The organism is Shumkonia mesophila (assembly GCF_026163695.1).
Classification (GTDB): domain Bacteria; phylum Pseudomonadota; class Alphaproteobacteria; order Rhodospirillales; family Shumkoniaceae; genus Shumkonia; species Shumkonia mesophila.
Genome location: NZ_JAOTID010000001.1, coordinates 111926 through 138428 on the forward strand (window position 1 = coordinate 111926; position 26503 = coordinate 138428).

The following is a 26503-nucleotide window of genomic DNA, read 5'->3' on the forward strand; positions in this document are numbered from 1 at the left end:
GACGCGTCATAGACGCAGGCCGTTTTCGACATCGAAAAGGGAAACGCGGGCGGGATCGAACGAGACAGCCAGCTTCTCGCCTTCGGCGACCGGTCGGCCCGAATCCACTCTCACCGAAACCGAATGCTGGCCACACTGGCACCACAGGACGGTGTCGGCGCCCATCGGCTCGACCAGATCGACGGAAGCCTCGGCGATGAACGTTCCGGGCTCCCTCGCATCGACCGTGATGTTCTCGGGGCGCACGCCCATCAGGACACGATGCCGGTCCTGCAGAATCCGGTGGAAGGGATAGGCCGCCAAAGGAACGTCGAACGCCCCGTTCTTGAATCGTGGCGCGCCGTCCGCCACAGCGATCTCGCCTTCCACGAAATTCATGGCGGGCGAGCCAATGAACGAGGCGACAAACAGGTTGGCGGGGGCGTCGTAGATGTCGCGGGGCGTGCCCAACTGCTGGATGATGCCGTTCTTCATGACGGCGATGCGGTCGGCCAGGGTCAGCGCCTCGATCTGGTCGTGGGTGACATAGATCATGGTGCTGCCGAGGTTGCGGTGCAGCCGCTTGATCTCGACCCGCAATTCGTTGCGCAGCTTGGCGTCCAGGTTGGACAACGGCTCGTCGAACAGGAAAACCCCGGCATGGCGTACCAAGGCGCGCCCGATCGCCACGCGCTGACGCTGGCCCCCGGAAAGCTGCGCCGGGCGCCGATCGAGCAGCTCGCTGATCTGCAGGAAGTCGGCCGCCTCCTGTACCCGGCGCTCGATCTCGCGGCGCGGCAGCCTGGCGACCTTCAGGCCGAACGCCAGGTTCCCCCGTACCGTCATCTTGGGGTAGAGGGCATAGGACTGGAACACCATGGCGATGCCGCGGTCCTTGGGCTCGACGTCGGTGACGTCGCGACCGCCGATCTCGATGGCGCCGGAGGCCGGATCGATCAGTCCGGCAATGGTGTTCAGCAGCGTCGATTTGCCGCAGCCAGACGGCCCGAGGAGGACCAGGAACTCGCCCTGGTTGACGGCCAGATGCAGGTCGCGAAGGACCTGCAGGCTGCCGAACGAGACGCAGAGGTTGTTGATCGTGATGGCGGACATGGCTCTATCCCTTCACCGCGCCCGCCGCGATGCCGCGGACGAACCACTTGCCGGAAATGAAGTAGATGGCGAGAGGCACGAAAGCCGTGAGGATGGTCGCGGCCATTTCGATGTTGTATTCGCGCTCGCCGAACTGGCTGTTGACGATGTTGTTCAGCTGCACCGTCATCGGCAGGTTCTCACGCCCGGCGAAGACCAGGCCGAGGAGGAAGTCGTTCCAGATGCCGGTGACCTGCCAGATGATGGCGACGATGAGGATCGGCGTCGACATCGGCAGCATGATCATCAGGAAGATCCGCCAGAAGCCGGCGCCGTCGACGCGCGCCGCCTTGAACAGTTCCTCGGGAATCCCGGAATAGTAGTTGCGGAAGATGAGCGTCATGGCCGGCAGGCCGAAGATGACGTGAACCAGGATGATCCCCGGAAGCGTCCCGTAAATGCCGATCGTCGCGAACATCTGCACCAGCGGGAAAAGGTAGATCTGGTAGGGAATGAACATGCCGGTCATCAGCACGGCGAACACCAGGTTCGCATAGCGGAAACGCCAGAACGTCAGGGCGTAGCCGTTGATGGCGCCGACCATTACCGAGATCGCCACGCCCGGAACCACGATCCGCACCGAGTTCCAGAACCCGACTCTGATTCCATTGCAATTCAGCCCCGTGCAGGCCGACGTCCAGGCCTTGATCCAGGCCTCGAAATTGAGGGCCTGCGGCAACGTGATGAGCGTGCCGTTGCGGATCTCCTCGATGGTCTTGAACGAGGTGATCAGCATGATGAAGAGCGGCAGCGCGAAGAACAGCGCCGAGGAGACGAGAAACGCGTAGAGCCCGATCCGCGCGGGGGTGATGATCGCCTTGCGACGTCCGGCGCGCAGGACGCCGCCGACGGTGGCCGCGGTCGCATTGACGTTCATCTGGCGCCCCCTGATGCTTGGTCCTTGCGGTACCAGCGCGCGTAGAGGACGGGCGCGGCGATCGAGATGACCATGACCAGCATGACCACGGCGCCGGCTGTCGCCCGGCCGATGCTCTGGCGCTCGAACAGGTAGTCCATCACGTATTTGGCGGGGACTTCGGTGGCGATACCGGGGCCGCCCTTGGTCATGGCGACGACGATGTCGTAAGCCTTGACGGCCTGTGCCGACAGCAGGAACGCACAGGTCGCGACCATCGGCGCCAGGATCGGCAGAATGACCTGGACGTACATCCGCCAGGCAGGAATACCGTCGATCCTGCTGACCTTCCAGATTTCCGCGTCGACGCTGCGCAACCCGGCCAGCAGCAGGGCCATGACGAAGCCCGCTCCGTGCCAGATGCCGGCGATGACGAGGGTGTAGATCGCCATGTCGCGATTGACGATCCAGTCGAAGGAGAACGACTCCCACCCCCATTCGCGGACCAGGTGCTGGAGGCCGAGCGTCGGGTTCAGCATCCACTGCCAGACGAGGCCGGTGACAATGAAGGACAGCGCGTGGGGATAGAGATAGATGGTACGCAGCGTATTTTCGGCCCGCACCCGCTGGTCGATGAAGATCGCCATCAGGTAGCCGACGATGAGGCAGCCGACGATGTAGGCCGCGCCGAAGAGAAACATGTTCTCCAGCGAGATCATCCATCGGCTGCTTCGGAACAGCGACACGTACTGATCGAGGCCGACGAAATCGTAGGTCGGCAGCGATCGCGACGAAGTGAAGGAGATGCGCACCGTCCACAGGATGCAGCCGACGTAGACAACGGCCACGATCACCATGGTCGGCAGCATTGCGAACTTGGCGGCCAGGCGTCGCATGGGCTCTCCCGCTCCGGGGCGGCCGGCCGCGAGGGCCGGCTATCGCCCGCTTTCCTGTTTGGGGATCGTCCGCGTCAACCGAGCACCAGCTCGGCGTAGCGCTCCATCGCCTCGTCAACGCTCATCGACGGGTTGTTCCAGAACTCGGAGACCAGGTCCCGCAGTTCGCCATCGACTTGCGGAGGCACCATCATCGACGCCCGCTGCACGTTGCCCGTCTTGTTCCTGAGCGCCGTCATCGCCGTCTGCGAGCAGGCATCGGCGTCCGCCATGTCGACGTCGGTGCGCGAGGGAACGGAGCCCTTGAGGGCGTTGAAGTCCTTCTGCACCTTCTTGTCGAACATCACCTTCACCAGCAGATCCTGTGCGGCCTGCTTCTGCGGGTCCTTCTGCTTCGGGAAGACGAAGACGTCGCCGCCGACAATGATGACGCCTTTGGGAAGGACGCAGCCATAGTCTTTGCCGGGGGTCATCTTGGCCGCGATGAATTCGCCTTTCGCCCAGTCGCCGACCGCCGTGAACGCGGCCCTGCCGGTAATGACGAGCTGTGTTGCGGCATTCCACACCCGGCCCGGCGTCCCCTCGTCGGCGTAGGTGTGCAACCGCTGGAAAGTCTGGAATGCTTTCCTCAGGGCGTCGCCTTTCAGCGCCGCCTCGTCGCGGTCCCGATGAATGGCATACCAGACGTCGGGCCCCGCGATGTCGAGCAGGATGGAATGGAACACCGAGTACTCGTAGACGGGCGTTCCCGAGATCGCCAACGGGATCTTGCCGGCCGCCTTGACCTTGTCGAGGGCGGCGAACATATCCTCGCCCCACCCCTTCGGCGGAGCCGCGCCCGCCTGATCAAGGACCGCCTTGTTGTACCAGATCCAATTCTGGCCGTGCACGTTGGTCGGCAGCGCGTACATCTTGCCGTTGCGCTCGCCGCTCTTGAGCAAGGTCTCCGGAATCGCCTCGCGCCAGCGGTCGGCGGTGGCCCGCGCCTCGAGGTCGGCAAGAAGATCCTTGGCGATGAGGTCCTCGAACTCGCGGCTGATGTTGAACTGGTTGGCAGCAGGCGGATCGCCGGCCACGATTCGGCCAATGGCGGCCTGACGGGCCGCCAGCCCGCCGGCGATGGCGTTGTCTATCCATTCGCCGCCGGCCCCATTGAAGGCGTTGGCGAACACCTTCAGGGCCGCCGATTCTCCGGCCGACGTCCACCAGTGAATGACCTCGGCCTTGAGCGGCTCCGAGGACGCCGGCGAGGACAACCCGCCGACGGCGACCAAGGCCGCCACCGCTGTCCCGAATACGGATCGAATCATCATGGTTGTCTCCCGTGTCTGAGTGATGCCATCCCCTGCTTCCTGCCCTTTGCCGGGCTTTATGGAAGCTCGCAGTCCCTGCCACCGCGGAACTGCTCGTCATCGACTGTTCGGCGTCTTCTTATGGGCTCGGGCCGCGGCGCCATCCCGGGCCGGCAACCTTCACGTTTGGAAACGGTTCCAAACCGTCTCATAGTTGATAATGATTGTCAATGGAGTTTTCTGGTATTGCGGTCAGACAGATTTGGCTATGATGGCTGAAACGTGCCGCATAAGCATGTTTGCGGGAGGAAGGGGCATCGTGCATGACGACGATTCGGGACGTGGCCAAGCTGGCCGGCGTGGGCATTGGAACCGCTTCGAGAGCCATCTCGGGCAAGGGAAGCGTATCGCTTGAGAAGCGGCGCCGGATCGAGGAGGCGGTGGAGATGCTGTCCTTCCGCCCGTCGTCGGTGGCGCAGTCCCTGTCGTCGAGGCGGCTTGGGATCATCGGCCTGCTGCTGCCGAAGTTCGGCAGCCTGTTCTGGGAACTGATCCTGGCCACCGTCGAGGACGAGTTGCGCGCCCACGGCAAGTACTTCGTGGTGGCGACCGGCAATGGCATTGCCCAGGAAAAAGCGAGCTTCGAGTTCCTGCTCGCCCGCGACTGCGATGGCATTCTCATCTTCAGCAGCCAGATCACCGAGCGCAGCCTGATCGAGCTGGAAGGGAAATTCCCGAGGGTCGCCGTCATCAATCGGATCGTTCCGACCATCGAGGAGAAGTGCTTTGCGGTCGATCACGTCGAAGGTGGAAGACTGGCGGCCCGCACCCTCCTGGATGCGGGCCACACGGAATTTGCCGTCATCAGCGGGCCGCTACACCGGCCGGACGCCCGCCAGCGTCACGAGGGATTCCTGCACGAGTTGCGGGAGGCCGGAATCCGCATCGACACGGACTTGATCGTCGAGGGCGACTTCACGGCCGAACGCGGATGGCGGTTCTGCGACGCTCTCCTGGATGTGAAAAAGCCATTTTCCGCCCTCTTTTGCGCCAATGACAATATGGCCATTTCGGTTCTTTCGCGTCTGCAGGAACGCGGCAAACGTGTGCCGCAGGACGTTGCCGTCATCGGTTATGACAACCTCACTCATTCGCCGTTTCTGACACCACCCCTGACCTCGGTGGATACCGCGCTCGAAGCTACGGTACGCAGCGCATGCCGGTATCTGCTGAAGGTCTGCTACGGGATAGACTCGGAATTCCAAAGGCAGTTCAGGCCCCACGTCGTCCGACGCGGCACCGTGTAACCGGACGGCTGGCGACCGAGGCGTATCCGAACGGGACGCCAGCTGGCGCCCTTCCCGGGTATTCCGTAGATCAGGGGCCGTTTTCATCAGGGAACATTGCGGCAATTCGCTGCACCGGCCGTTGGGAGTGGTGAGCCGACGATCGCACCTCTGGCCTCAAATCATGCAGGGCGACCCAATTAGAGCATGATGAAATCTGGTGGGTTCGGCTCCCGCTCCTCCAACCCGTCATGCCCCGGGCTTCGCCGGGCAATAACGATAAACGAGGCGCGATCGTATCCAATTTCATCATGCTCTAATGCGACGGGGCCGACTTGGAAGTCGCAGGAATCCGTCGTTAGGAACAATTCTTCTCAATCCGTCTTTCGCTGGCTTAGCTGGTTCTCCCAGGGGGGATTGGCACCGGACTGTCCAACCGTGAAGGCTGCGATCTGTGCCGCAAACTTGAGCGATGTCGTAAGGGCGTCGCAAGAAAGAGAAACGAGCATCGGTTTGGAAAGCACTCCCTGTCGCCGCAGACCGGCCAAAAAACCCGCGTTGAAACTGTCTCCGGCGCCTACGGTATCCACCACCGTCGTTTCCACGGCGGGGATTCCAACATCCAGTGTTTTCGTGATGGCTCGCGCCCCGTCCTCACCTCGGGTCAGAACGACGACTTTGGCCCCGTTAGCGATCCAGTCGCGGGCAATCTGTTCGAACCTCCGATGCGGTTCGAGCCAGGACAGATCTTCCTCGGAGACCTTGATGATGTCACTCATTCCGGCCATGCGCCGGAGGCGATTTCGATAGGCGGCCTCGTCGTCAACAAACCCGGGGCGGACGTTGGGATCGAAGGAAATGACCGGACCGCCATGATATCGCCGCATGAGTTCTTCGTAAGCCGACCCGCAGGGCTCTGGGATCAGGCTGATGGCACCGAAATGAAGGGCCGCGGTTTCCTGCGGAAGATCGGGCAGGTCGACGATGTCCAGCATGCGTCCGGCCGTTCTCTCGTCATAAAACGAGTAGTGGGCATTGCCATCGGCGAGCGTGACGAAAGCTAATGTCGTCGGTCGCGGGACCCGTTTGCAAAGCGTGGTGCCCGCGCCCGATTCTTCGAGGCAGGCCACCAACCGCCTCCCGAACATGTCGGTGGAGAGCCCCGAGAAGAATTGCACATTCTCGCCAAGCCGCCCCAAGGCTATGGCCGTATTGAAAATCGCACCGCCAGGAACCGGCAAGAATATGTCGCTGCCGTCCGGGAGTTGACGGGGCAACATATCGATCAGCGCTTCGCCGGCGCAAACGATCATGTATCGTTCTCCGTTTTTCCGGCGTCGCTTCCTTCTTCGGGCGTTCCGCTCACGGCGTTCCCTCGATATAGCGGGTCAGGATCCTTTGCACGCCATCGGACCACAATGCCCGCAGCGCCGAGGCAAACCGTTCACGAAAGACTTGCGAACGTCCGACGTCCCCGTAGACGTCCTCCATGGCGAGCCAAGCCACCGGGTTGTCACGAGCCGAATGGGCCGTCGAGGTCAGGCGTTGCCAATTCGGGTCATTGGGTTCTATGGCTTGGCCGCTTTCCGTCTCGCCGTAGCAGTATCGGCACCACAGGGCGGATTCGAGGGCCAGTCCGGCGATATCCACGCCCGCTTTCAAACGGTCAGCAATTGAGGGAACAATGAATTTCGGTTGCCGGTTTGAGCCGTCGAGACAGAGCCGCCGCACGGTGTCGCCGATTTTCGGATTTGCGAAGCGTCTTTTGATCAGCTTGAAGTAATCCCCGAGATCCGTATCCGGAACCGGCTGCACCATGGGGATGATCTCTTCTTTCTCGACTTTTTCAAGGAACGCACTAACCAGCGGGTTTTCCATGGCCTCATGGGCGAAGTGGATGCCCATCAACCCGGCGGGATAGGCGATGACGGCATGACCCCCGTTGAGAATGCGAATCTTCATGTTTTCGTAGGGCGTCACGTCGGGCACAAACTGCACATCGACCGTTTCCAGGGCGGGTCGTCCGGCCGGGAAGTTGTCTTCGAGAACCCATTGGACGAAACCCTCGCAAAACACGGGGGACCCGTCCTCGATGCCGTAATCGCGCGTCACGATTTCTCGTTCCCGGTTGCCCGTCGCGGGGGTAATCCGGTCGACCATGCCGTTGGGAAAAGCCACGTTCCTTTCTATCCAGTCGGCAAGCTCCGCATCCGACAACCGGGCCAGTCCGGCAACGACGTTACGGGTCACGATGCCGTTGTGGGGTATGTTGTCGCACGACATGACGGTGAAAGGCTGAGTTCCGTCGGCCCGGCGACGCCTTAACCCGGCAACGAGCAAACCGAAGACCGTCTTCGGCGTATCGGGGTGGGCCGCATCGTAAACGACATCCGGGTGGACCGCGTCGAACGCACCGGACCCGGGATCGATAAAGTACCCGCCCTCGGTAATGGTCAGGGAAACGATGCGGATCGCCGGGCGCGCCAGGGTCCCCATGATCGTCGCGGCGTCGCCGGGGACCAGGAAATCGACCATGGCACCCGTAACCAGCGCCCTGTTTCCATCCGCCTCCTGTTCCACCACTGTGGTCAGGAAATCCTGCTTCGCCAGTATTTCCCGTAAGGCCGTATCGGACGGCATCACGCCCGCGCCGACGATTGCCCAGTCGTGGTCGCGCCCCTTGTTGAAAAGCGCATCCAGATAATAAGCCTGATGGGCACGGTGGAAATTACCAACGCCGAAGTGAAGGATTCCAGGCGACAATCCAGCCCGGTCGTAAAGGGGAACGGCAACCGCCGGTGACAAGCTGCCGAGCGTATCTTGGGCGAGTCTCGTTGTTATGTTTTTCATTGTATTGGGCCTGCGGGCTTTGAGATCAGCTCATCCAGTTGCCGCCGTCGACGTTGTAGGTCTGAGCGACGACGTAATCGCTCTCGGCGCTGGCCAGGAATATCGCCATGCCGACGAGATCTCCGGCCGTGCCCATGCGTCCGAACGGCACTTCCTCGCCGACCAGACGCTTCTTTTCGCCGAGGGGGCGGTTTTCGTATTTGGCAAACAGCGCGTCCACGCCGTCCCAGTGTTCGCCATCGATGACACCGGGCGCGATCCCGTTGACGTTGATACCGTGCTTGATCAGGTTCAGGCCCGCCGATTGGGTCAGGCTGATGACGGCGGCCTTGGTGGCGCAATAGACGGCAACCAGGGACTCACCCCGGCGGCCGGCCTGGCTGGCCATATTGATGATCTTGCCGCCTTTGCCGCGGGCAATCATTGATTTGGCGCCAGCCTGAAGGGTAAAGAGGGCCCCGGCGACATTGATGTCGAACAATCGGTTGTAGCTCGCGCGCGTGATCTCGACGATCGGCGCCAAATCAAACACCCCTGCATTATTGACGAGGATGTCGAGCCCCCCGGCCTTGTCTTCGACGGTGCGAATGGCCTGATCGATCGAGGCCTGGTCGGTCACGTCGAGCCGGATTGCGTAGGCGCCGGAGCCAATCTCGGCGGCGCTTTCCTCGGCCCGCGCGAGATCGATGTCGCCGATGGCCACCGTGGCACCCTCGGCGACGTAGGCCCCGGCAAAGGCCTTCCCGATGCCTCGGGCGGCCCCGGTGATCAAAGCCGATTTACCGTCCAGGCGTTTCATTGGATGACCTTCCCTTTCTCGTCGAAGGCATGGACCTTCTCAGCCTCCGGCGTGACATAGACGGTGTCGCCGTATTGGAGGTCCACCTCTCCCGGCGCTCGGACCGTCAGGGCGCCGACACCTTCCACGGTCACGTGGAAGAAGGTGTCGGATCCCAGATGTTCGGCCACGCCGACGGTCCCTCGCCAGGTTCCGGCCTCGGTGGAGAGTTGCAGGTGTTCCGGACGCACGCCGATGGTTTGGGCGTTGCGGTCCTTCGCTTCGGGACCCTCGATGAAGTTCATCTTCGGCGAGCCGATAAAACCCGCGACGAACAGGTTGGCCGGACGGCGATAGAGTTCGAGCGGCGAGCCGATCTGCTCGATGATCCCGTCCCGCAACACGACGATCTTGTCGGCCATGGTCATGGCTTCGACCTGATCGTGGGTCACGTAAACCATGGTCGTCTGGAGTTTCTTGTGCAGTTCCGAGATTTCGAGCCGCATGTTGACCCGCAAGGCGGCGTCCAGGTTGGACAGCGGTTCGTCGAACAGGAAGGCTTTCGGCGAGCGGACGATGGCGCGGCCAATAGCGACGCGCTGGCGCTGCCCGCCCGAAAGCTGGCCCGGACGGCGGTCGAGATAGTTCGTCAGGTTAAGGACCTGCGCCGCCCTTTCGACCATACGGTCGATCTCGGCCCGGTCCATGCCGGCCATTTTCAGCGGGAAGGCGATGTTCCTGCGCACCGACATGTGGGGATAAAGGGCGTAGGACTGGAACACCATGGCCAATCCGCGACGGGCGGGACGGACCTGGGTGACATCCTTGCCATCGATGTGGATGGCTCCGGTGGTGACGTCCTCCAGGCCGGCGATCAATCGCAGGAGGGTCGACTTCCCGCACCCCGAGGGGCCAACGAAAACCACGAATTCGCCCTCGTCGATGTCCAGATCCAGCGGCGGGATGACCTGGAGTTTGCCGAAGGTTTTGGAAACGTTCTCTAGTCTAATGCTTCCCATGACCCGCTCCTATTTCACAGCGCCGAAGGTCAAGCCGCGAACCAGTTGTTTCTGGCTGAACCAGCCCATCACCAGAATGGGTGCGATCGCCATGGTCGAGGCAGCGGAAAGTTTGGCGTAGAACAGCCCTTCCGGGCTGGAGTAGCTGGCGATGAAGGCCGTCAACGGGGCCGCGTTGGCGGCCGTCAGGTTGAGGGTCCAGAACGCTTCGTTCCAGGCCAGGATGATGTTGAGCAACAAGGTCGACGCGATGCCCGGCACCGCCATGGGCGTGAGGACATGGACGATTTCCGACCACAGGCCGGCGCCGTCCATCCGTGCGGCTTCCAGGATCTCGCCGGGGATTTCCTTGAAGTAGGTGTAGAGCATCCAGACGATGATCGGCAGGTTGATCAGGGTCAGGACGATGACCAGGCCGGTTCGCGTGTCCAGCAACCCGGTATCCCGGAAGATCAGATAGATCGGGATCAGGACACCGACCGGCGGCAGCATCTTGGTGGACAGCATCCACATCAGGACATCCTTGGTCCGCCGGCCCGGCACGAAGGCCATGGCCCAGGCAGCGGGAATGGCGATCGTCAGGCCCACCAGCGTGGATCCCAGCGAAATCACCACCGAGTTCCAGAAATGGCGGAAATAGTTGGACCGTTCCTGAACCTCGCCGTAGTTCTCAAGGGTCCAGTCGAAATTGAGGAACAGCGGCGGCGCGGCGATGGCCTGGGCCTCGGTCTTGAAGCTGGTCAATATGGTCCAGAGGATAGGGAAGAAGATCAGAAGGCCGATGAACCATGCGAGCACGGTGAAGTAGATTTTGCTTCTGTCGATATGTTTGTGCGCCATCACTCAGGCCTCCAGGTTCTTGCCGATCATCCGCATCAGGAAGATCGCCACGATGTTGGCCAGAATGACCGCAACGATGCCGCCGGCCGACCCTCCTCCCACGTCGAACTGCAACAGGGACTGCATATAGACGAGGTAGGTGATATTGGTGGACGCGGTGCCGGGGCCGCCGTTGGTGGTGACCAGGATCTCCGCGAAGACGGACAGCAGGAAGATGGTCTGGATCAGGATGACCACGGTGACCGCGCGGGCCAGATGGGGCAGCACGATATAGATGAAACGGCTGACCTTGCGTGCCCCATCCATCTTGGCCGCTTCCAGCTGCTCTCGGTCAAGGGATTGCAGGGCCGTCAGCAGGATCAACGTCGCGAAAGGCAACCATTGCCAGGCCACGATCAGGACAATGGAGAAAAGGGGCGCATGGGCCAGGAAGTCGAAGGGCTCAAGGCCCAGGAACTTGGCCGCATGGGCAAATAGCCCGTTGACCGGGTTCATGAACATGTTCTTCCAGACCAGGGCCGAAACCGTGGGCATCACGAAGAACGGGGCGATTACCAGGATCCGGACGATACCCTGGCCCCACATCGGCTGGTCGAGCAGAAGCCCTAAGCCGATACCGCCGACAATGGTGATGATCAAAACACCGCCGACCAGCAGGAGCGTGTTGCCGAGCGCGTCGAAAAAGGCAGGGTCGGTGAGGAAGAATTCATAGTTGGTGAACCCGATAAATTCCTCCACCTCCGGCGACAGAAGATTGTAATTGAGGAAGGAGAAATAGATCGTCATGGAAAGCGGCACGATCATCCAGCCCAGCAGCAGCAGGACGGCTGGAGAGACCATGAATCGTGCAGCAACGCGTGAATGACCGGTAGCCATAGCATGCACCCCGAATCACTGGGCGTTGACGGGGAAGCTGGAGACCGGCCGACAAACAGCCGGTCCCCATCCCGGAGGGCTTGCAGGGTCTACTTGTAGTAGCCCGCTTTCCTCATCGCCCGATCGGTCAGCATTTGGGCGTTCTGCAGGGCCTGATCGGCGGCAACGGTACCGGCGAGCGCCGCCGAGAACTGCTGGCCGACGGCCGTGGCAACCCCTTGGAATTCGGGGATGGCGACGAACTGGACGCCCACATACGGCACCTTGTCGACGGTCGGCTTGGTCGGGTCGGCGGAGTTGATGCTGTCCAGCGTGATTCCGGCGAAGGGAACCTTCGCGTATTCGGGATTGGCGTAGAGGGACTTCCGCGTTCCCGGAGGCACGTTGGCCCATCCCTCCTTCGAGGCAACCAGCGCCAGGTATTCCTTGGACGTGGCCCAGGCGATGAACTTCTTGGCGCTTTCGACCTTCTGCGATCCGGCAGGAACGGCCAGGGTCCAGGCCCACAGCCAGTTACCGCGCTTGCCGAGGCCTGTATCCGGCGCCAGGGCGAAGCCGACCTTGTCGGCCACGGTGCTGTCCTTCGGATCGGTCACGAACGATGCGGCGACGGTGGCGTCGATCCACATGCCGCATTTGCCCGACTGGAACAGGGCGAGGTTTTCGTTGAAGCCGTTCGACGAGGCACCTGGAGGGCCCGCTTTCTTCATCAGGTCGAGGTAGAAGGTCAGGGTCTTCCTCCACGGCTCCTTGTCGAACTGCGGCTTCCAATCCATGTCGAACCACTTGGCGCCGAAGGAATTGGAGGTGGCGGTCAGGAACGCCATGTTTTCGCCCCAGCCGGCCTTGCCGCGGAGACAAATGCCGTACACTTCGTTCGCCTTGTCGGTCATCGCCTCGGCGGCCTTGGCGATGAAGTCCCAGGTCGGCGCCTTGGGCATGGTCAGCCCGGCCTTCTTCATCAGGTCGGCGCGGTACATCACCATCGAGCTTTCGCCGTAGAATGGCGCTGCATACAGCTTGCCGTCGATCGTCAGGCCGTTGCGGATGGCGGGCAGCAGGTCATCGACGTCATAGGAAGCCGGCAGGTCGTTGAGCGAAACCAGCCAACCCTTCTTGCCCCAGATCGGCACTTCATAGGTCCCGATGGTCATGATGTCGTACTGGCCGCCCTTGGTGGCGATGTCGGTGGTGACGCGCTGACGCAGCACGTTTTCTTCCAACACCACCCATTCCACTTCGATGCCGGGGTTTTTGGCGGAAAAATCTCCGGTCAGCTTTTGCATGCGGATCATGTCGCCGTTATTGACCGTGGCGACGGTCAGTTTCTCGGCCAGCGCGGATGTCGCGGTTAGCGACACGGCCGCTATGCCGATCAGCAAACGAGAGAAGAGTGTCATGTGAGCCTCCGTTAGCGGATATGGGCAATTGCTTATCTTTTGAATAATTATTCGGCTTGCGGGCCTCTGAGTCAAAAGGAATCTATGGCCGGTTGCAAAAAAATGCGCGGCCACCCTTATTCTGGGCAGTATTTCGTTTGGAAAAACAACTGGACAGCGAAGAAAATGGGCGGGAGCGCCCTATTCCGCGAGGGCTGCGGCCGTGGTCTCGTCGGTGATGAGCCCGGTCAGCCATTGGCCGGTCAGTGCCCCGCGTATTGCCCGCAGCTTGTTCGATCCGCGGGCCACGCCGATGAGGGGCCGCGCCGCGGGCTGGGTCAGCGGAACGCTGGCGACGCGGTCGTTGGTCAGGCCGGGAACGAGTCTGCCCAGGTCGTTGAAGGCCCAGCCGATGATCTCGCCGGCGGCACCGGCCGCCTGCAACTCGTGGAGTTCCTTGCGGGTGATGAAGCCGTCGGTCAGAAGCGGAGGGGCGTCGTTGAGTTCGCCTATCCCAACGAAAGCCACGTCGGCCGATAGGGCCAGGTCGATATTGCTGCGGATGGGTTTTTGCGCGCAGATGACGTCGCGCTCTTCCTTCGACGTCGCCACCACGGGCACGGCAAGAGGATGTCGTGGGGCCTGGGTGGCGTCTCCAATTGCCGTGATGGGATCGGTTACGTTGGCCGAACCGTCCGGCGCAAGGCTGCCCACCAATGAAACGATTTTGTGGTGGGGGCAACTCATCCTTGATACCTGGTCCACCGCCCCGCGGATTTCACGGCCGGTTCCCAACGCCATCACGATGGGCGTTTCCGATTTGAGGTATTTCTCCATCTCCGCCGCCGCGACTTCGGCGATCCCGAGCGCCGGGTCGTTGGATGTCGGATCGACCAGCGTGACCTCGCAAAAGGACAATCCGTATCGGTCTTTAAGGCGTTGGGCCAGCTCCATGCATCGGGCTATGGGGTGGTCCAGTTTGAACTTCACCAGCCGTTCCCGCATCGCCAGCGCCACCATCCGTTGCGCGGCCTGACGGGAGATGTTCATTTTTGCGGCGATTTCGTCCTGGGTATTCTGCGCGACATAGTAAAGCCAACCCGCTCGGGCGGCATCATCCAGGCGAAGACGGTCGATTTTCGAGTCGCGTGGCATGGGCGCCAATCAGAACTGCTATTTCAACAGTGTCGCAGCCTATTTGGCATTTGCCCATCATTCAAGCAATTGCTGGTTCCAAAGGGCGGGAATTTGCGATTGGAGTTAGTCCTGGGCGCCTTTTGATGCCCGAAATTGGGGTCAGCAGCCCCCGCAGCTACGTCCGTTTTACCTTGTCCGCGTCCGAGAGCCGACATTCCGTTCTTCGGCCTCCAAGCAGAAAGGCATCTTTGCCTCCGAAAATCCGGGTCGCGTCAAAAACCGTAAGGTACGAGGCCAAGTGCCGCCGTCGGACGATCGACGCCGCCTAACGATCCATCCTGGCGGATAGTCGCATTTTATGAGGCCAGTCGCATGAATTGGGTCATCCTACAAAGAAGCGTGGTGGGCCCGGCAGGACTCGAACCTGCAACCAGACCGTTATGAGCGGCCGGCTCTAACCAGTTGAGCTACGGGCCCGAGAGGGACGGCTTCCCATAGCAGGATTCGGGCATCGGATACAATCCATCCGATGCCCCTCCCGTGGCCGCGCTGGGGGCGATGCCCGGCCTAATAGTCGAGGAAGCTTCTGAGCTTGCGGGAACGGCTGGGGTGCTTGAGCTTGCGCAGCGCCTTGGCCTCGATCTGGCGGATGCGCTCGCGGGTCACGCTGAACTGCTGGCCGACCTCTTCCAGCGTATGGTCGGTGTTCATGCCGATGCCGAAGCGCATGCGCAGCACCCGCTCCTCGCGCGGCGTGAGCGAGGCCAGCACGCGGGTCGTGGTCTTGCGCAGGTTGGCCTGGATGGCGGCATCCAGCGGCTGCACCGCGTTCTTGTCCTCGATGAAGTCGCCCAGGTGGCTGTCCTCCTCGTCGCCGATGGGGGTTTCGAGGCTGATCGGTTCCTTGGCGATCTTCAGCACCTTGCGCACCTTGTCGAGCGGGATGCCGAGCCGCCCGGCCAGTTCCTCGGGCGTCGGCTCGCGGCCGATCTCGTGCAGCACCTGGCGGCTGGTGCGCACCAGCTTGTTGATGGTCTCGATCATGTGCACGGGGATACGGATGGTGCGGGCCTGGTCGGCGATCGAGCGGGTGATCGCCTGGCGGATCCACCAGGTGGCGTAGGTCGAGAACTTGTAGCCGCGCCGGTACTCGAACTTGTCGACCGCCTTCATCAGGCCGATGTTGCCTTCCTGGATGAGGTCGAGGAACTGCAGGCCGCGGTTGGTGTATTTCTTGGCAATCGAAATGACCAGGCGCAGGTTGGCCTCGATCATCTCTTTCTTGGCCTTGGCGGCCTCGCGCTCGCCCTTCTGCACCGTGGCGACGATGCGGCGGAACTCTGACACCGGCAGCCCGGTCTCCTGCGAGATCTCGCCGATGCTGTCCCTGATGCCCTGAATCTCGGTGGGATGCTTCTCGCCGAACTTCTTCCAGCCGCGGCCCGGCAGATCGCCCACCCGGGCCAGCCAGTCGGGGGCCAGCTCGTTGCCGTAATAATGCTCGAGAAACTCCTCGCGCTTGATCTTGCAGCCGGTGGCCAGGCGCAACAGGCGGCCTTCCAGGTTCATCAGGTGCTTGTTCAGCTGATAGAGCTGTTCGACCAGCTGTTCGATGCGGGTGTTGTTGAGCCGCACGTCCTCCATCAGGTCGATCAGTTCCTGGCGCAGCCTCTGGTACTTCTTCTCCTGCGCCGCCTTGAACGCCTCGCCCTCCTGGGCAGCGTCGAGACGCTGGACCTGCAGCTTGTGGAATTTCTTGTAGGTGGCGTCGATCTTCTTGAAGGTTTCCAGCACCTGGGGCGTCAGATTGGCTTCCATGACGGCCAGCGAAATGCTGAGCTCTTCGCTCTCGGCGTCGGCGTCGCCGTTGACCTCACCCTCGCCCTCGCCCTCGGCCCGCGTCTCACCCCCGGCTTCGTCCTCGCCGTCCTTTTCCTTGCCGGCGATGGCGGGAACGGCCGGCACCACCGGCTCGACGAGTCCGTCGCCGTCGGTCGGCGCGTCTTCCGCCGCCTCGGCTTCCGGCACCTCGACCTCGGCATCCTCGTCGTCGCCAACGATGGCCGGGATCTGGCCGTTGGGGCCGCCGCCGTATGTCGCTTCGAGATCGATGATGTCGCGCAGCAGGATCTTGCCCTCGACCAGGTCGTCGTGCCACTGGACGATGGCCTTGACGGTCAGCGGGCTTTCGCAGATGCCGCCGATCATCATCTCGCGGCCGGCCTCGATGCGCTTGGCGATGGCGATTTCGCCCTCGCGCGACAGCAGCTCGACGCTGCCCATCTCGCGCAGGTACATGCGCACCGGATCGTCGGTCCGCCCGATCTCGTTCTCATCGACGTTGCCGGCGGCGGCCGGTTCGGCCTCGACCGCCTCGTCGGCCGGGGGGGCCTCCTCGTTCTCCTCGGTGTCCACCACGTTGATGCCCATTTCGGAAAGCATCGACATGGTGTCCTCGATCTGCTCGGAGGACATGCTTTCGGGCGGCAATGCCGTGTTCAACTCGTCATAGGTGACGTAGCCGCGCTCCTTGCCGCGCGCGATCATCTTCTTGACCGCGGCGCCCAGCGTATCGAGCAGCGGGCTGTCCGACACTTCGTCCTGGGCCGGCGCTATGTCTTCGGTTTCGGTTTCTTTGTCCGTCATCAATCTTGTTGCTCCCGGGAAACAAAACCGTTTCGCCGCCCCCTTCTCGGGACGCCGAAACAGCGGGCCGCCCTCAGCGGCCTGCGCGATCCTTAACCACCCTGCCGAATGCCCGGCGCCCGACCGGCGCCTCGCGACACAGGCCCTCGTTCCTTGCTTCCAATCACCCCGATTGCGTTGAAGCCGTGCCGCGGTCCGAACGACACACGTGTGCCGCCGGCAGAGGCGCCATCGCAAAGGTCCCCGAACCTGCCACCGCCCACACGCGTCGCCGAATCCAAAATTCCCTGCCCGTCCATCGAAGCCGGGGACAAAAGCCCCGACTTCCGCGCCCTTTTTTGCTTCGGGCGCACGGCCGCTCATTCAGCCCTACGCCGTCAAATGGTACCATCGCGGCGGCGAGTCAAGCCCGGAATCCCCTCGTGTGCCGTTGCCGAGTCGCGCCGATTCGTTCGTTTCACCCTTCCGAGTCGCCGATTGCCGCGCGCAGCGCCGCCTGCTGGCGCCGCCAGCCGTCCGGCGTCAGATCGCCGGCCAGCCGTTTCTTGATGGTCTCGCGCTCCGCCGCGAAGGCGGCCCGCCGGAGCGTTTCCAAGGTATCCCGCCAGGTCGCCAGCACCGATTCGGCATCGGCGGCGGCGGCGATCTTGCGGTGATGGCTGATCATCGGGTCGCCCAGCAGCGCGTCCGATTCGGCGGCCAGGCCCGCCGCCGCCAGTTCACGAGCAAGGCCTGCGGCATCGAGATCGGGCTGCCCCGAGAGGATGGTCACCACCGCCTGGCGCAGGCGGTCGAGCCCGGCGTCGGCAAACCCCAGCGCGCCCAGGCGCTCGCCTTCGGCCTCGAAAACGTCGGGATGACGGAGCACGATGGCCAGCAGCACCTGCTGGGCGCCGCGCAGCGGATCGGTACCGGTCGCGCGCGCCGCGGCGGCCGGAATGCCGACCTGCGGCGACGGCCGGCGCTCGCCCCCCGCGCCCTTGTTCCGCCGCCGCCCCGCCTCGCGCCATTCGCTCCACAGCCGGTCCTTGAAGGCCCGGAGAAAATGGCTGCGCACCGTCGAGTCGCCGATTCGCAGGGCCTGGCGGGACAGCCGATCCTCCAGCCCCGCCCGCTCCTCGGGCGTCGTCGGCATCCGCCCCTGGGTTTCCATGCGCCAGAGAATTTCCGAAAGCGGCAGGGTAGCGGCCAGCACCTCGGACATGGCGGCGGCGCCGCGCGCCTTGATCAGGCTGTCGGGGTCCTCGCCGGTGGGCAGCAGGGCGAAGCGCAGCGAATAGCCGGGCTTGAGCAGCGCCAGCGCGTGATCGGCCACCCGCATGGCCGCCTTCTGGCCGGCGGTGTCGCCGTCGAAGCAGACGGTCGGCTCGTGGACGATCTTCCACAGCGCCTGCAGATGATCCTCGGTCAGCGCGGTGCCCAACGGCGCCACCGCGAAGTCGAATCCCGCCTGGTGCAGCGAGATGACGTCCATGTAGCCCTCGGTCACCAGGATGCGCCCGCCGTCGCGGGCCGGCTTCAAGGCCTGGGTCAGGCCGTAGAGCACGTGGCGCTTTTGGAAAATGGCCGATTCGGGGGAATTCAGGTACTTGGGCTCGCCCTTGGCCATGATGCGCCCGCCGAAGGCGACGACGCGGCCGCGCCTGTCCGTGATGGGAAACATGACGCGGCCCCGGAAATAGTCGAAATCGGGCCGCCCGTCGTCGGGTCGGCGGATCAGCCCGGCTTCGCGCATCAACTCCTCGGGGACCCCTTCCCGGGCCAGGGCGCCCTTCATCGTGCCTCGCGAATCGGGGGCGTAGCCCAGGCGGAAGCGCTCGATGGTGGAATCTGGGAGGCCGCGCCCGTGCAGATAGGCCAGCGCCGCCTTGCCTTCCGGCATCCTCAGCATCTTCTGGAACTGGGCGCAGGCCACGTCCATCGCGTCATAGAGCGTCTGGCGCTGACGATCCTTCTCGCGCTCCTCGGGGGAATCGTTGGGGATTTCCATGCCGGCCTGGGCGGCCAGCCGCTCGACCGCCTCGGGGAAGCTCAGGCCCTCGACCTTCATCACGAAGTCGATGACGTCGCCGTGCTCGCCGGAACTGAAGTCGTGATAGAAGCCCTTGTCCGGCACCACGGTGAAGGACGGCGTCTTCTCCTTCTGGAACGGGCTCAGGCCCACGTACTCGCGGCCCCGGCGGATCAGCTTGACGCGCTTGCCGACCACGTCTTCCAGCGAGACGCGGGCGCGAAGCTCATCGAGAAACTGGGGCGAGAAGGAAGACATTCGGTCTACATGCCGCTTTTCTTAAGCGCACGAATCTAGAGGCTGCAAAGGCAGACTCGAGCGACGTTCTTTATCGCACGGGAACCGCCGGCCGGGACTGAAAAAAATCGGACGGCTAGAAGCGATTGACGCGATAATGAAAATGGCCGGGTTATCCCCGCATGCCGTCAAGCCGTCCACAGGGATATCCACCGGCGGCCGGCCGGTTCAGGTCAGCTGCTTCTTGACCAGGGCGCCGGCCTTGGCGAAATCCATGCGCCCGGCGTAGCGCTCCTTGAGCGCCGCCATGGTGCGCCCCATGTCCTTGAGCGAGGTCGCCTTCAATTCGGCGACGGTTTCCCCGACTGCCGATTCGACCTCGGCCTCGTCCATCTGTGCGGGCAGGAAGCGCTGGATGACCTCGATCTCCGCCCCCTCCCTCTGGACCAGGTCGAGGCGTTCGCCGATGCGGTAAAGATCGATGCTTTCATGGCGCTGGCGGATCATCGATTGCAGAAGATCGAGGATCGCCTCCTCCGGGATGCCCGTCAGGTTGCCCTTGCCGCGGGCCGCGATGTCGCGATCCTTGAGCGCCGCCAGGATCAGCCGCAGGGTGGCCACCGCGACGGTGTCCCGGGCCTTCATGGCGGTGACGAGGGCTTCCTTCAACCGGGTGCGCAGCATGGTTGCCGTCCTCCTCGACGGTTGCGGGAAGCCGGAGAAGCTATACAATCCGAGGGGAAAAGGCAACCGCTTAATTTTTATTAACGCGTTGAAAAATAAACAACTTTCTTTCAACCGGGGGCTTGACCTCGGCACGCAATTTGCTTAATAGAACGAAAATTCCATGCTGCTGTCGTCCGGCCCTCGGAAGTTCGGCCGGAACGTCGGCCTCCCGGGACACCCGGGTGCGACGAAAGCCGGTCCGTGCGTGAAGACGTCGGAGCGGCTTTTTTGGGACCCGCCATCATGACCGATACCGTCAAACCGACCGTCCGTCCGCCTCACGCGAACGCCGCCCTCGTCCTGCACGACGGCGATGTCTACTGGGGCGTCGGCGCCGGCGCGCCCGGCGCCGCGGTGGGTGAAGTGTGCTTCAACACCTCGATCACCGGCTACCAGGAGATCCTCACCGACCCCTCCTACGCCGGGCAGATCATCACCTTCACCTTCCCGCACGTGGGCAACGTCGGCACCAACGCCGAGGACATCGAAACGATCACCCCGGCGGCGCGCGGCTGCATCCTCGGCGCCGCCATCACCGAGCCCTCCAACTGGCGGGCCGCCAAGCACCTGGACGAGTGGCTGCGCTCCTTCGGGCTTTGCGCGCTGACCGGCGTCGATACCCGCCGCCTGACCCGGCGCATCCGCGACGGCGGCGCCCCCAACGGGGCGCTCATTTACGCCGCCGACGGCGACGTCGACCTCGAAGCGGCCTTCCGCATGGCCCGCGACTGGCCGGGGCTGGAGGGCATGGATCTGGCCAAGGACGTCACCTGCCACCAGACCTCGACCTGGGACGAAACCACCTGGGCCCTGGGCCGCGGCTATGGTCGCGAGACGCGCCCCAGGCACCACGTCGTCGCCGTCGACTACGGGGCCAAGCGCAACATCCTGCGCTGCCTGGCTGCCGCCGGTTGCCGGGTGACGGTGGTGACCGGCACCTCGACCGCCGCCGACGTGCTGGCGCTCAACCCCGACGGCGTGTTTCTCTCGAACGGGCCGGGCGACCCGGCGGCCACCGGCGAGTACGCGGTGCCGATGATCCGCGAGCTGATGAAGAAGGAAGACCTGCCGATCTTCGGCATCTGCCTCGGCCACCAGATGCTGGGCCTGGCCTTGGGCGGGCGCACCCGCAAGATGCACCTCGGCCATCGCGGCGCCAACCATCCGGTCAAGGACCTGGCCACCGGCAAGGTCGAGATCACCAGCCAGAACCACGGCTTCATGGTCGAGGCGGACAGCCTGCCCACGGGCGTGGTGGAAACCCACGTCTCCCTCTTCGACGGTTCCAACGAGGGCCTGAAGCTGGAGGGCCGGCCGGTGTTCTCGGTGCAATACCACCCCGAAGCCAGCCCCGGCCCCCAGGACAGCCACCACCTCTTCACCCGCTTCATCGACCTGATCGATGCTCGGGTCTCGGATCGAAAACGGTAAAAAAGATGAACCACTGAGAACACAGAGAACACTGAGATGGACACTGAGGAAGACAAATGCGCTAACGCGCAACAGGAAGCTAGGCGAAGCCAATCCTTTTTTCTCTGTGAATCCTCTGTGTTCTCTGTGTTCTCGGTGGTGAAAAACGGCGGGTGGGGCCGGAATGGCGTTTGCGATGGAAAATGACCCGCTGACGGAGAAGATCATCGGTGCCGCCATCGAGGTCCACCGCCATCTGGGACCGGGATTGCTGGAATCGGCCTACCAGGAATGCCTGTGCCAGGAACTTGCACGCGGAGGGCTGACCGTGAAACGTCAGGTCGTCCTTCCCATCGCCTACAAAGGGGTCCAGGTCGAACCGGGGTTTCGTGTCGACATGATCGTGGAAGACAACGTGCTGCTTGAACTGAAGGCCGTCGAAAGAATTCTGCCCATCCATGAGGCCCAGGTGCTTACCTACCTGAAGCTCAGCGGCATCCGGACCGGTCTTCTGATGAATTTCAATGCCATGCCCCTCAAGAACGGCATCAAACGCTTCGTGGTGTAGTCCATGCCCAAACGTACCGACATCCAGTCCATCCTCATCATCGGCGCCGGGCCCATCGTCATCGGGCAGGCGTGCGAGTTCGACTATTCGGGGGTGCAGGCCTGCAAGGCGCTGCGCGAGGAGGGCTACCGCGTCATCCTGGTCAATTCCAACCCCGCCACCATCATGACCGACCCCGGCATGGCGGATGCCACCTACATCGAGCCAATCCGCCTCGACATGCTGGAGCGGATCATCGAGGCCGAGAAGCCCGACGCCCTGCTGCCAACCATGGGCGGCCAGACCGGGCTCAACGCCGCCATGGAACTGTGGCGGGCCGGCGTCCTGCAAAAGCATGGCGTCAAGATGATCGGGGCCAACGCCGCCGTCATCGCCAAGGCCGAGGACCGGCTGCAGTTCAGAGAGGCGATGGAGCGCATCGGCCTGGAAAGCCCGAAAAGCGCACTCGCCCACAACATCGAGGAAGCGCGCGAAGCCATGGCCGCCATCGGCCTGCCGCTGATCATCCGCCCGTCCTACACCCTGGGCGGCGAGGGCGGCGGCATCGCCTACAACCTGGGCGAATTCGAGCAGATCGTGGCCTCCGGCCTGGCCCGCTCGCCGGTCCACGAGGTGCTGGTCGAGGAATCGGTCCTCGGTTGGAAAGAGTTCGAGATGGAGGTGGTCCGTGATTCCGCGGACAATTGCATCATCATCTGCTCGATCGAGAACGTCGATCCGATGGGCGTGCACACCGGCGATTCCATCACCGTGGCGCCGGCACTGACGCTGACCGACAAGGAATACCAGATCCTGCGCAACGCCTCGATCGCCGTGCTGCGCGAGATCGGCGTCGATACCGGCGGCTCCAACGTGCAGTTCGCCATCAACCCCGATGACGGGCGCCTCGTCATCATCGAGATGAACCCCCGGGTGTCGCGTTCGTCGGCGCTGGCCTCGAAGGCCACCGGCTTTCCCATCGCCAAGGTGGCGGCCAAACTGGCGGTCGGCTACACGCTCGACGAACTGATGAACGACATCACCGGGGTGACCCCGGCCTCCTTCGAGCCGACCATCGACTACGTGGTCACCAAGATCCCGCGCTTCACCTTCGAGAAGTTTCCCGGCACCGAGCCTTTGCTCACCACCTCGATGAAATCGGTGGGCGAGGCCATGGCCATCGGGCGCACCTTCAAGGAATCCCTGCAAAAGGGCCTGCGCTCGATGGAAACCGGGCTGACCGGCTTGAACGAGCTGCCGATCCTCGGCATCGACCCCGCCAATGTGGACAAGAACGCCGTGCGCGCCCAACTGGCGCAGCCGCGCCCCGACCGCCTGCTGGCCATCGCCCAGGCCTTCCGCTACGGGTTTTCGGTGACCGAGGTGCAGGCCGTCACCCGCTACGACCCGTGGTTCCTGCGCGAGATCGAGGCCCTGATCCAGGTCGAGGCGGAGCTCAAAGCCAAAGGGCTGCCGGGCGACGCGCCGGGCCTGCGCCGGGTCAAGGCCATGGGCTTTTCCGACCTCAGGCTCTCGCAGCTGACCGGCAAAACGCCGGCCGAGGTGGGCTTCCGCCGCGAGGTGCTGGACGTCCGCCCGGTGTACAAGCGGGTCGACACCTGCGCCGCCGAGTTCCCGTCTCAGACCCCCTACATGTATTCGACCTACGAGGGCGACGGCGTCAATCCGCCGGAATGCGAGGCGGCGCCGTCCGATCGCCGCAAGGTCGTCATCCTGGGCGGCGGGCCGAACCGCATCGGCCAGGGCATCGAGTTCGACTATTGCTGCGTCCACGCCGCCTACGCGCTGAAGGAGGCCGGGTTCGAGACCATCATGGTCAACTGCAACCCGGAAACGGTGTCCACCGATTACGACACCTCGGACCGCCTGTACTTCGAACCCCTGACCGCCGAGGACGTGATCGCGCTGATCCGCACCGAACAGGCCAATGGCGAGGTCCTCGGCGTCATCGTGCAGTTCGGCGGCCAAACCCCGCTCAAGCTGGCGGCGGCGCTGGAGAAGGCCAGCATTCCCATCCTCGGCACCTCGCCCGATGCCATCGACCTGGCCGAGGACCGCGAGCGCTTCCAGGATCTCATCACCCGGCTCAAGCTGCGCCAACCGGTCAACGGCATCGCCCGCTCGCTGGAGGAAGCCCGGCGGGTGGCCGACCGCATCGGTTTCCCGCTGGTGCTGCGCCCGTCCTACGTCCTGGGCGGCCGGGCCATGGAGATCGTCCACGACCATCCGGCGCTGACCCGCTACATCACCACCGCGGTGCAGGTCTCGGGCGACAGCCCGGTGCTGCTGGACTCCTATCTCCAGGACGCCATCGAGGTCGACGTCGACGCCCTTGCCGACGGCACCGACGTCTATGTCGCCGGCATCATGGAGCACGTCGAGGAAGCCGGCGTCCATTCGGGCGATTCGGCCTGCTCGCTGCCGCCGCATTCGCTGGCGAAGGACATCATCGAGGACATCCGCCGCCAGACCGTCGAACTGGCCCGGGCGCTTCATGTGGTCGGGCTGATGAACGTGCAGTTCGCCGTCAAGGAACGCGACGTCTACATCCTGGAGGTCAATCCCAGGGCCAGCCGCACGGTGCCCTTCGTCGCCAAGGCGACCGGCGTGCCGATCGCCAAGCTGGCCGCCCGCGTCATGGCCGGCGCGACCCTGGCGTCCTTCCGCCTGCCGCCGCTGCCCAGGATGCGCCACGTCGCCGTCAAGGAGGCGGTGTTCCCCTTCGCCCGCTTCCCCGGCGTCGACGTCATCCTCGGCCCCGAGATGAAATCGACCGGCGAAGTGATGGGCATCGACGCCAGCTTCCCCGCCGCCTTCGCCAAGGCGCAGCTGGCGGCCGGCGCCCAGCTTCCGGAATCGGGCGCCGTCTTCATGTCGGTCAAGGACAAGGACAAGACAAGCGTCGTCCCGCTGGCCCGCCGCCTGGCCGCCCTCGGCTTCAAGCTGCTGGCGACGGCGGGCACCGCCGGACACCTGACCGACCAGGGCTTGGCGGTGACCCGGCTCAACAAGGTTCTCGAAGGCCGGCCGCACTGCGTGGACGCCATCATCAGCGGCCAGGTCCAGCTGGTGATCAACACCACCGAAGGCGCGCAGGCCATCGCCGACAGCTTCTCGATCCGCCGCTCGGCCCTGACCCAGGGCGTTCCCCACTACACCACCATGACGGGGGCCGCCGCCGTGGTCGACGCGCTGGAGGCGCTACGCGCCGGAAAGCTTGAAGTCGCGCCGCTACAATCCTATTTTACGGGAGCATTTTAGGGGCAACCCCCAAGCACCGCTGTTGTCGTGCCCGCGACCTTGGTGAAGGGCCGCGAAGAGAATGAATTGCTAACGAACGGGATTCGTGCCGATGGAAAAGATGCCCATGACCGCCGAGGGACTCACGCAGCTCCAGAAGGAGCGCGAGCGCCTGATGAACGTCGAACGGCCCGAGATCGTTCGCGCCATCGGGGCCGCGCGGGAACACGGCGACCTGTCGGAAAACGCCGAGTACCATGCGGCACGCGAACGCCAGAGCTTCGTCGAGGGCCGGCTGGCCGAGATCGAGGACATCATCAGCCGCGCCGAGGTCATCGATCCCAGCAAGCTCACCGGCAGCACGGTGCGCTTCGGCGCCCGGGTCAACCTGGTGGACGAGGAGACCGAGGAGGAGAACACCTTCCAGATCGTCGGCAGCCACGAGGCCGACGTCTCGAAGGGCCGCATCTCGGTGACCTCGCCCTTGGCCCGCGCCCTGATCGGCAAGCAGAAGGGCGACATCGTCGAGGTCAACGCGCCGAGCGGCCCGCGCTCCTACGAGATTCTCGGCGTCCGCTTCGGCTGAACGGGCAACGCCGGACGCATGACAAAAGCGGCCCGCCAAGTGGCGGGCCGTTCGTCATCCGGCGCCGCGCCGTCAGATCGGCACGCCGGCCTGGAACTTGGACTGGCGGATGGACAGCGCCGATTTCACGTGGCTGACGTTGGGCGCCGACGTCAGCTTGGTGGTCAGGAAGTTCTGGTAGTCGTCCCAGTCCTCGGCCACCACCTTGAGCAGGAAATCGGCCTCGCCGGCCAGCATGAAGCACTCGCGCACCTGCGGCCACTGGTGGACCAACTGCTCGAACGCCTCGAGGTCGGCTTCCGCTTGGCTTTCCAGGCCGACCTGGGCGAACACCATGACGTTGAAACCCAGCGCCTTGGGCTCGAGGTCGGCGTGATAGCCGCGGATGTACCCGGCATCTTCGAGAACCCGCACCCGACGCAGGCAGGGCGGGGCCGAGATGCCGGCCCGCCGGGCCAGTTCCACGTTGGTGATCCGGCCGTTGTCCTGCAAATCGCGCAGAATCCGGCGGTCGATGTCGTCGAGCTTAATGCGGGCCCCTTTACTCTTCATGCGGTCTCGCCTCCATGGTTGAAATTATATTACAATGGTGTCGGCGTCCCGCCAAGATGGAAGTCACGACATTTTTCGCAAGGCGGTTTAAAGTCATAGAGCCTTCGCTTGCGTCTTGCCGATCCGGTTTTTATCCTGACGGTGACGCTGGCGGAATGTCGATCGTTCGTTCGCCGCAAGGAACCCA

Annotated in this window: 21 protein-coding genes and 1 tRNA gene; 5 read left to right on the plus strand and 17 right to left on the minus strand. The window is 63.5% G+C overall.

All coding sequences use genetic code 11. The annotated features are described in order from the left end of the window. Positions 1–6: 6 nt before the first annotated feature. From ODR01_RS00510 to ODR01_RS00525, 4 genes are all read right to left on the minus strand, one after another. Complete coding sequence (locus ODR01_RS00510; protein WP_316975634.1) at positions 7–1092, minus strand: ABC transporter ATP-binding protein; 1086 nt, start codon at positions 1090–1092, stop codon at positions 7–9. A gap of 4 nt (positions 1093–1096) precedes the next feature. After that, positions 1097–2008: a carbohydrate ABC transporter permease gene (locus ODR01_RS00515; RefSeq protein ID WP_316975635.1), complete on the minus strand. Its 912-nt coding sequence runs from the start codon at positions 2006–2008 to the stop codon at positions 1097–1099. After that, positions 2005–2883, minus strand: a complete 879-nt coding sequence (locus tag ODR01_RS00520) for a carbohydrate ABC transporter permease (protein ID WP_316975636.1) — start codon at positions 2881–2883, stop codon at positions 2005–2007. The genes ODR01_RS00515 and ODR01_RS00520 overlap by 4 nt, the downstream gene beginning before the upstream one ends. A 74-nt stretch (positions 2884–2957) precedes the next feature. Next, on the minus strand, positions 2958–4196 hold the full coding sequence (locus tag ODR01_RS00525; RefSeq protein WP_316975637.1) for an ABC transporter substrate-binding protein: 1239 nt from the start codon (positions 4194–4196) through the stop codon (positions 2958–2960). Between the two features lie 302 nt (positions 4197–4498). Between ODR01_RS00525 and ODR01_RS00530 the strand changes: the two genes are divergently transcribed. Continuing rightward, on the plus strand, positions 4499–5482 hold the full coding sequence (locus ODR01_RS00530) for a LacI family DNA-binding transcriptional regulator (RefSeq protein WP_316975638.1): 984 nt from the start codon (positions 4499–4501) through the stop codon (positions 5480–5482). Positions 5483–5835: 353 nt separating this feature from the next. Here the strand turns inward: ODR01_RS00530 and ODR01_RS00535 are convergent, their stop codons facing one another. The 12 genes from ODR01_RS00535 to ODR01_RS00590 all read right to left on the minus strand — a co-directional run bounded on the left by ODR01_RS00535 (position 5836) and on the right by ODR01_RS00590 (position 19918). Then, on the minus strand, positions 5836–6774 hold the full coding sequence (locus ODR01_RS00535) for a carbohydrate kinase family protein (RefSeq protein WP_316975639.1): 939 nt from the start codon (positions 6772–6774) through the stop codon (positions 5836–5838). 49 nt (positions 6775–6823) lie between these two features. After that, positions 6824–8311 carry a mannitol dehydrogenase family protein gene (locus ODR01_RS00540; RefSeq protein ID WP_316975640.1) on the minus strand — a complete coding sequence of 496 codons (1488 nt, stop codon included), beginning with the start codon at positions 8309–8311 and terminating at the stop codon, positions 6824–6826. 25 nt (positions 8312–8336) lie between these two features. Continuing rightward, positions 8337–9110 (minus strand): L-iditol 2-dehydrogenase, encoded by a 774-nt coding sequence (locus ODR01_RS00545; protein ID WP_316975641.1) that lies wholly within the window; start codon positions 9108–9110, stop codon positions 8337–8339. After that, positions 9107–10108 (minus strand): ABC transporter ATP-binding protein, encoded by a 1002-nt coding sequence (locus ODR01_RS00550; protein WP_316975642.1) that lies wholly within the window; start codon positions 10106–10108, stop codon positions 9107–9109. Before ODR01_RS00550 ends, ODR01_RS00545 begins: the two co-directional genes overlap by 4 nt. Before the next feature lie 9 nt (positions 10109–10117). After that, positions 10118–10948, minus strand: coding sequence for a carbohydrate ABC transporter permease (locus ODR01_RS00555; RefSeq protein ID WP_316975643.1), 831 nt, complete (start codon positions 10946–10948; stop codon positions 10118–10120). Positions 10949–10951: 3 nt separating this feature from the next. Beyond that, positions 10952–11788 carry a carbohydrate ABC transporter permease gene (locus tag ODR01_RS00560; protein ID WP_316975644.1) on the minus strand — a complete coding sequence of 279 codons (837 nt, stop codon included), beginning with the start codon at positions 11786–11788 and terminating at the stop codon, positions 10952–10954. 125 nt (positions 11789–11913) lie between these two features. Continuing rightward, positions 11914–13224, minus strand: coding sequence for an ABC transporter substrate-binding protein (locus ODR01_RS00565; RefSeq protein ID WP_316975645.1), 1311 nt, complete (start codon positions 13222–13224; stop codon positions 11914–11916). Positions 13225–13404: 180 nt separating this feature from the next. Beyond that, a complete protein-coding gene (locus tag ODR01_RS00570) occupies positions 13405–14358 on the minus strand; it encodes a sugar-binding transcriptional regulator (RefSeq protein ID WP_316975646.1) in 954 nt (317 codons plus the stop codon). 382 nt (positions 14359–14740) lie between these two features. Then, positions 14741–14817 (minus strand) — tRNA-Ile (locus ODR01_RS00575). 90 nt (positions 14818–14907) lie between these two features. Then, positions 14908–16986, minus strand: a complete 2079-nt coding sequence (rpoD, locus tag ODR01_RS00580; RefSeq protein ID WP_316975647.1) for an RNA polymerase sigma factor RpoD — start codon at positions 16984–16986, stop codon at positions 14908–14910. 457 nt (positions 16987–17443) lie between these two features. Continuing rightward, a complete protein-coding gene (gene dnaG / locus ODR01_RS00585; protein WP_316975648.1) occupies positions 17444–19255 on the minus strand; it encodes a DNA primase in 1812 nt (603 codons plus the stop codon). Between the two features lie 207 nt (positions 19256–19462). Then, positions 19463–19918, minus strand: coding sequence for a GatB/YqeY domain-containing protein (locus tag ODR01_RS00590; RefSeq protein WP_316975649.1), 456 nt, complete (start codon positions 19916–19918; stop codon positions 19463–19465). 285 nt (positions 19919–20203) lie between these two features. Here ODR01_RS00590 and carA point away from each other — a divergent pair, with 285 nt between their 5' ends. The 4 genes from carA to greA all read left to right on the plus strand — a co-directional run bounded on the left by carA (position 20204) and on the right by greA (position 25764). Next, on the plus strand, positions 20204–21391 hold the full coding sequence (gene carA / locus ODR01_RS00595) for a glutamine-hydrolyzing carbamoyl-phosphate synthase small subunit (protein WP_316975650.1): 1188 nt from the start codon (positions 20204–20206) through the stop codon (positions 21389–21391). A gap of 175 nt (positions 21392–21566) precedes the next feature. Beyond that, positions 21567–21938 (plus strand): GxxExxY protein, encoded by a 372-nt coding sequence (locus ODR01_RS00600; protein WP_316975651.1) that lies wholly within the window; start codon positions 21567–21569, stop codon positions 21936–21938. 3 nt (positions 21939–21941) lie between these two features. Beyond that, a complete protein-coding gene (gene carB / locus ODR01_RS00605) occupies positions 21942–25199 on the plus strand; it encodes a carbamoyl-phosphate synthase large subunit (RefSeq protein ID WP_316975652.1) in 3258 nt (1085 codons plus the stop codon). Positions 25200–25290: 91 nt separating this feature from the next. Beyond that, positions 25291–25764 carry a transcription elongation factor GreA gene (gene greA / locus ODR01_RS00610; protein WP_316975653.1) on the plus strand — a complete coding sequence of 158 codons (474 nt, stop codon included), beginning with the start codon at positions 25291–25293 and terminating at the stop codon, positions 25762–25764. A gap of 72 nt (positions 25765–25836) precedes the next feature. On the opposite strand, the gene ODR01_RS00615 is transcribed toward greA, so the two are convergent. After that, positions 25837–26316: an Lrp/AsnC family transcriptional regulator gene (locus tag ODR01_RS00615; RefSeq protein ID WP_316975654.1), complete on the minus strand. Its 480-nt coding sequence runs from the start codon at positions 26314–26316 to the stop codon at positions 25837–25839. Positions 26317–26503: the final 187 nt, after the last annotated feature.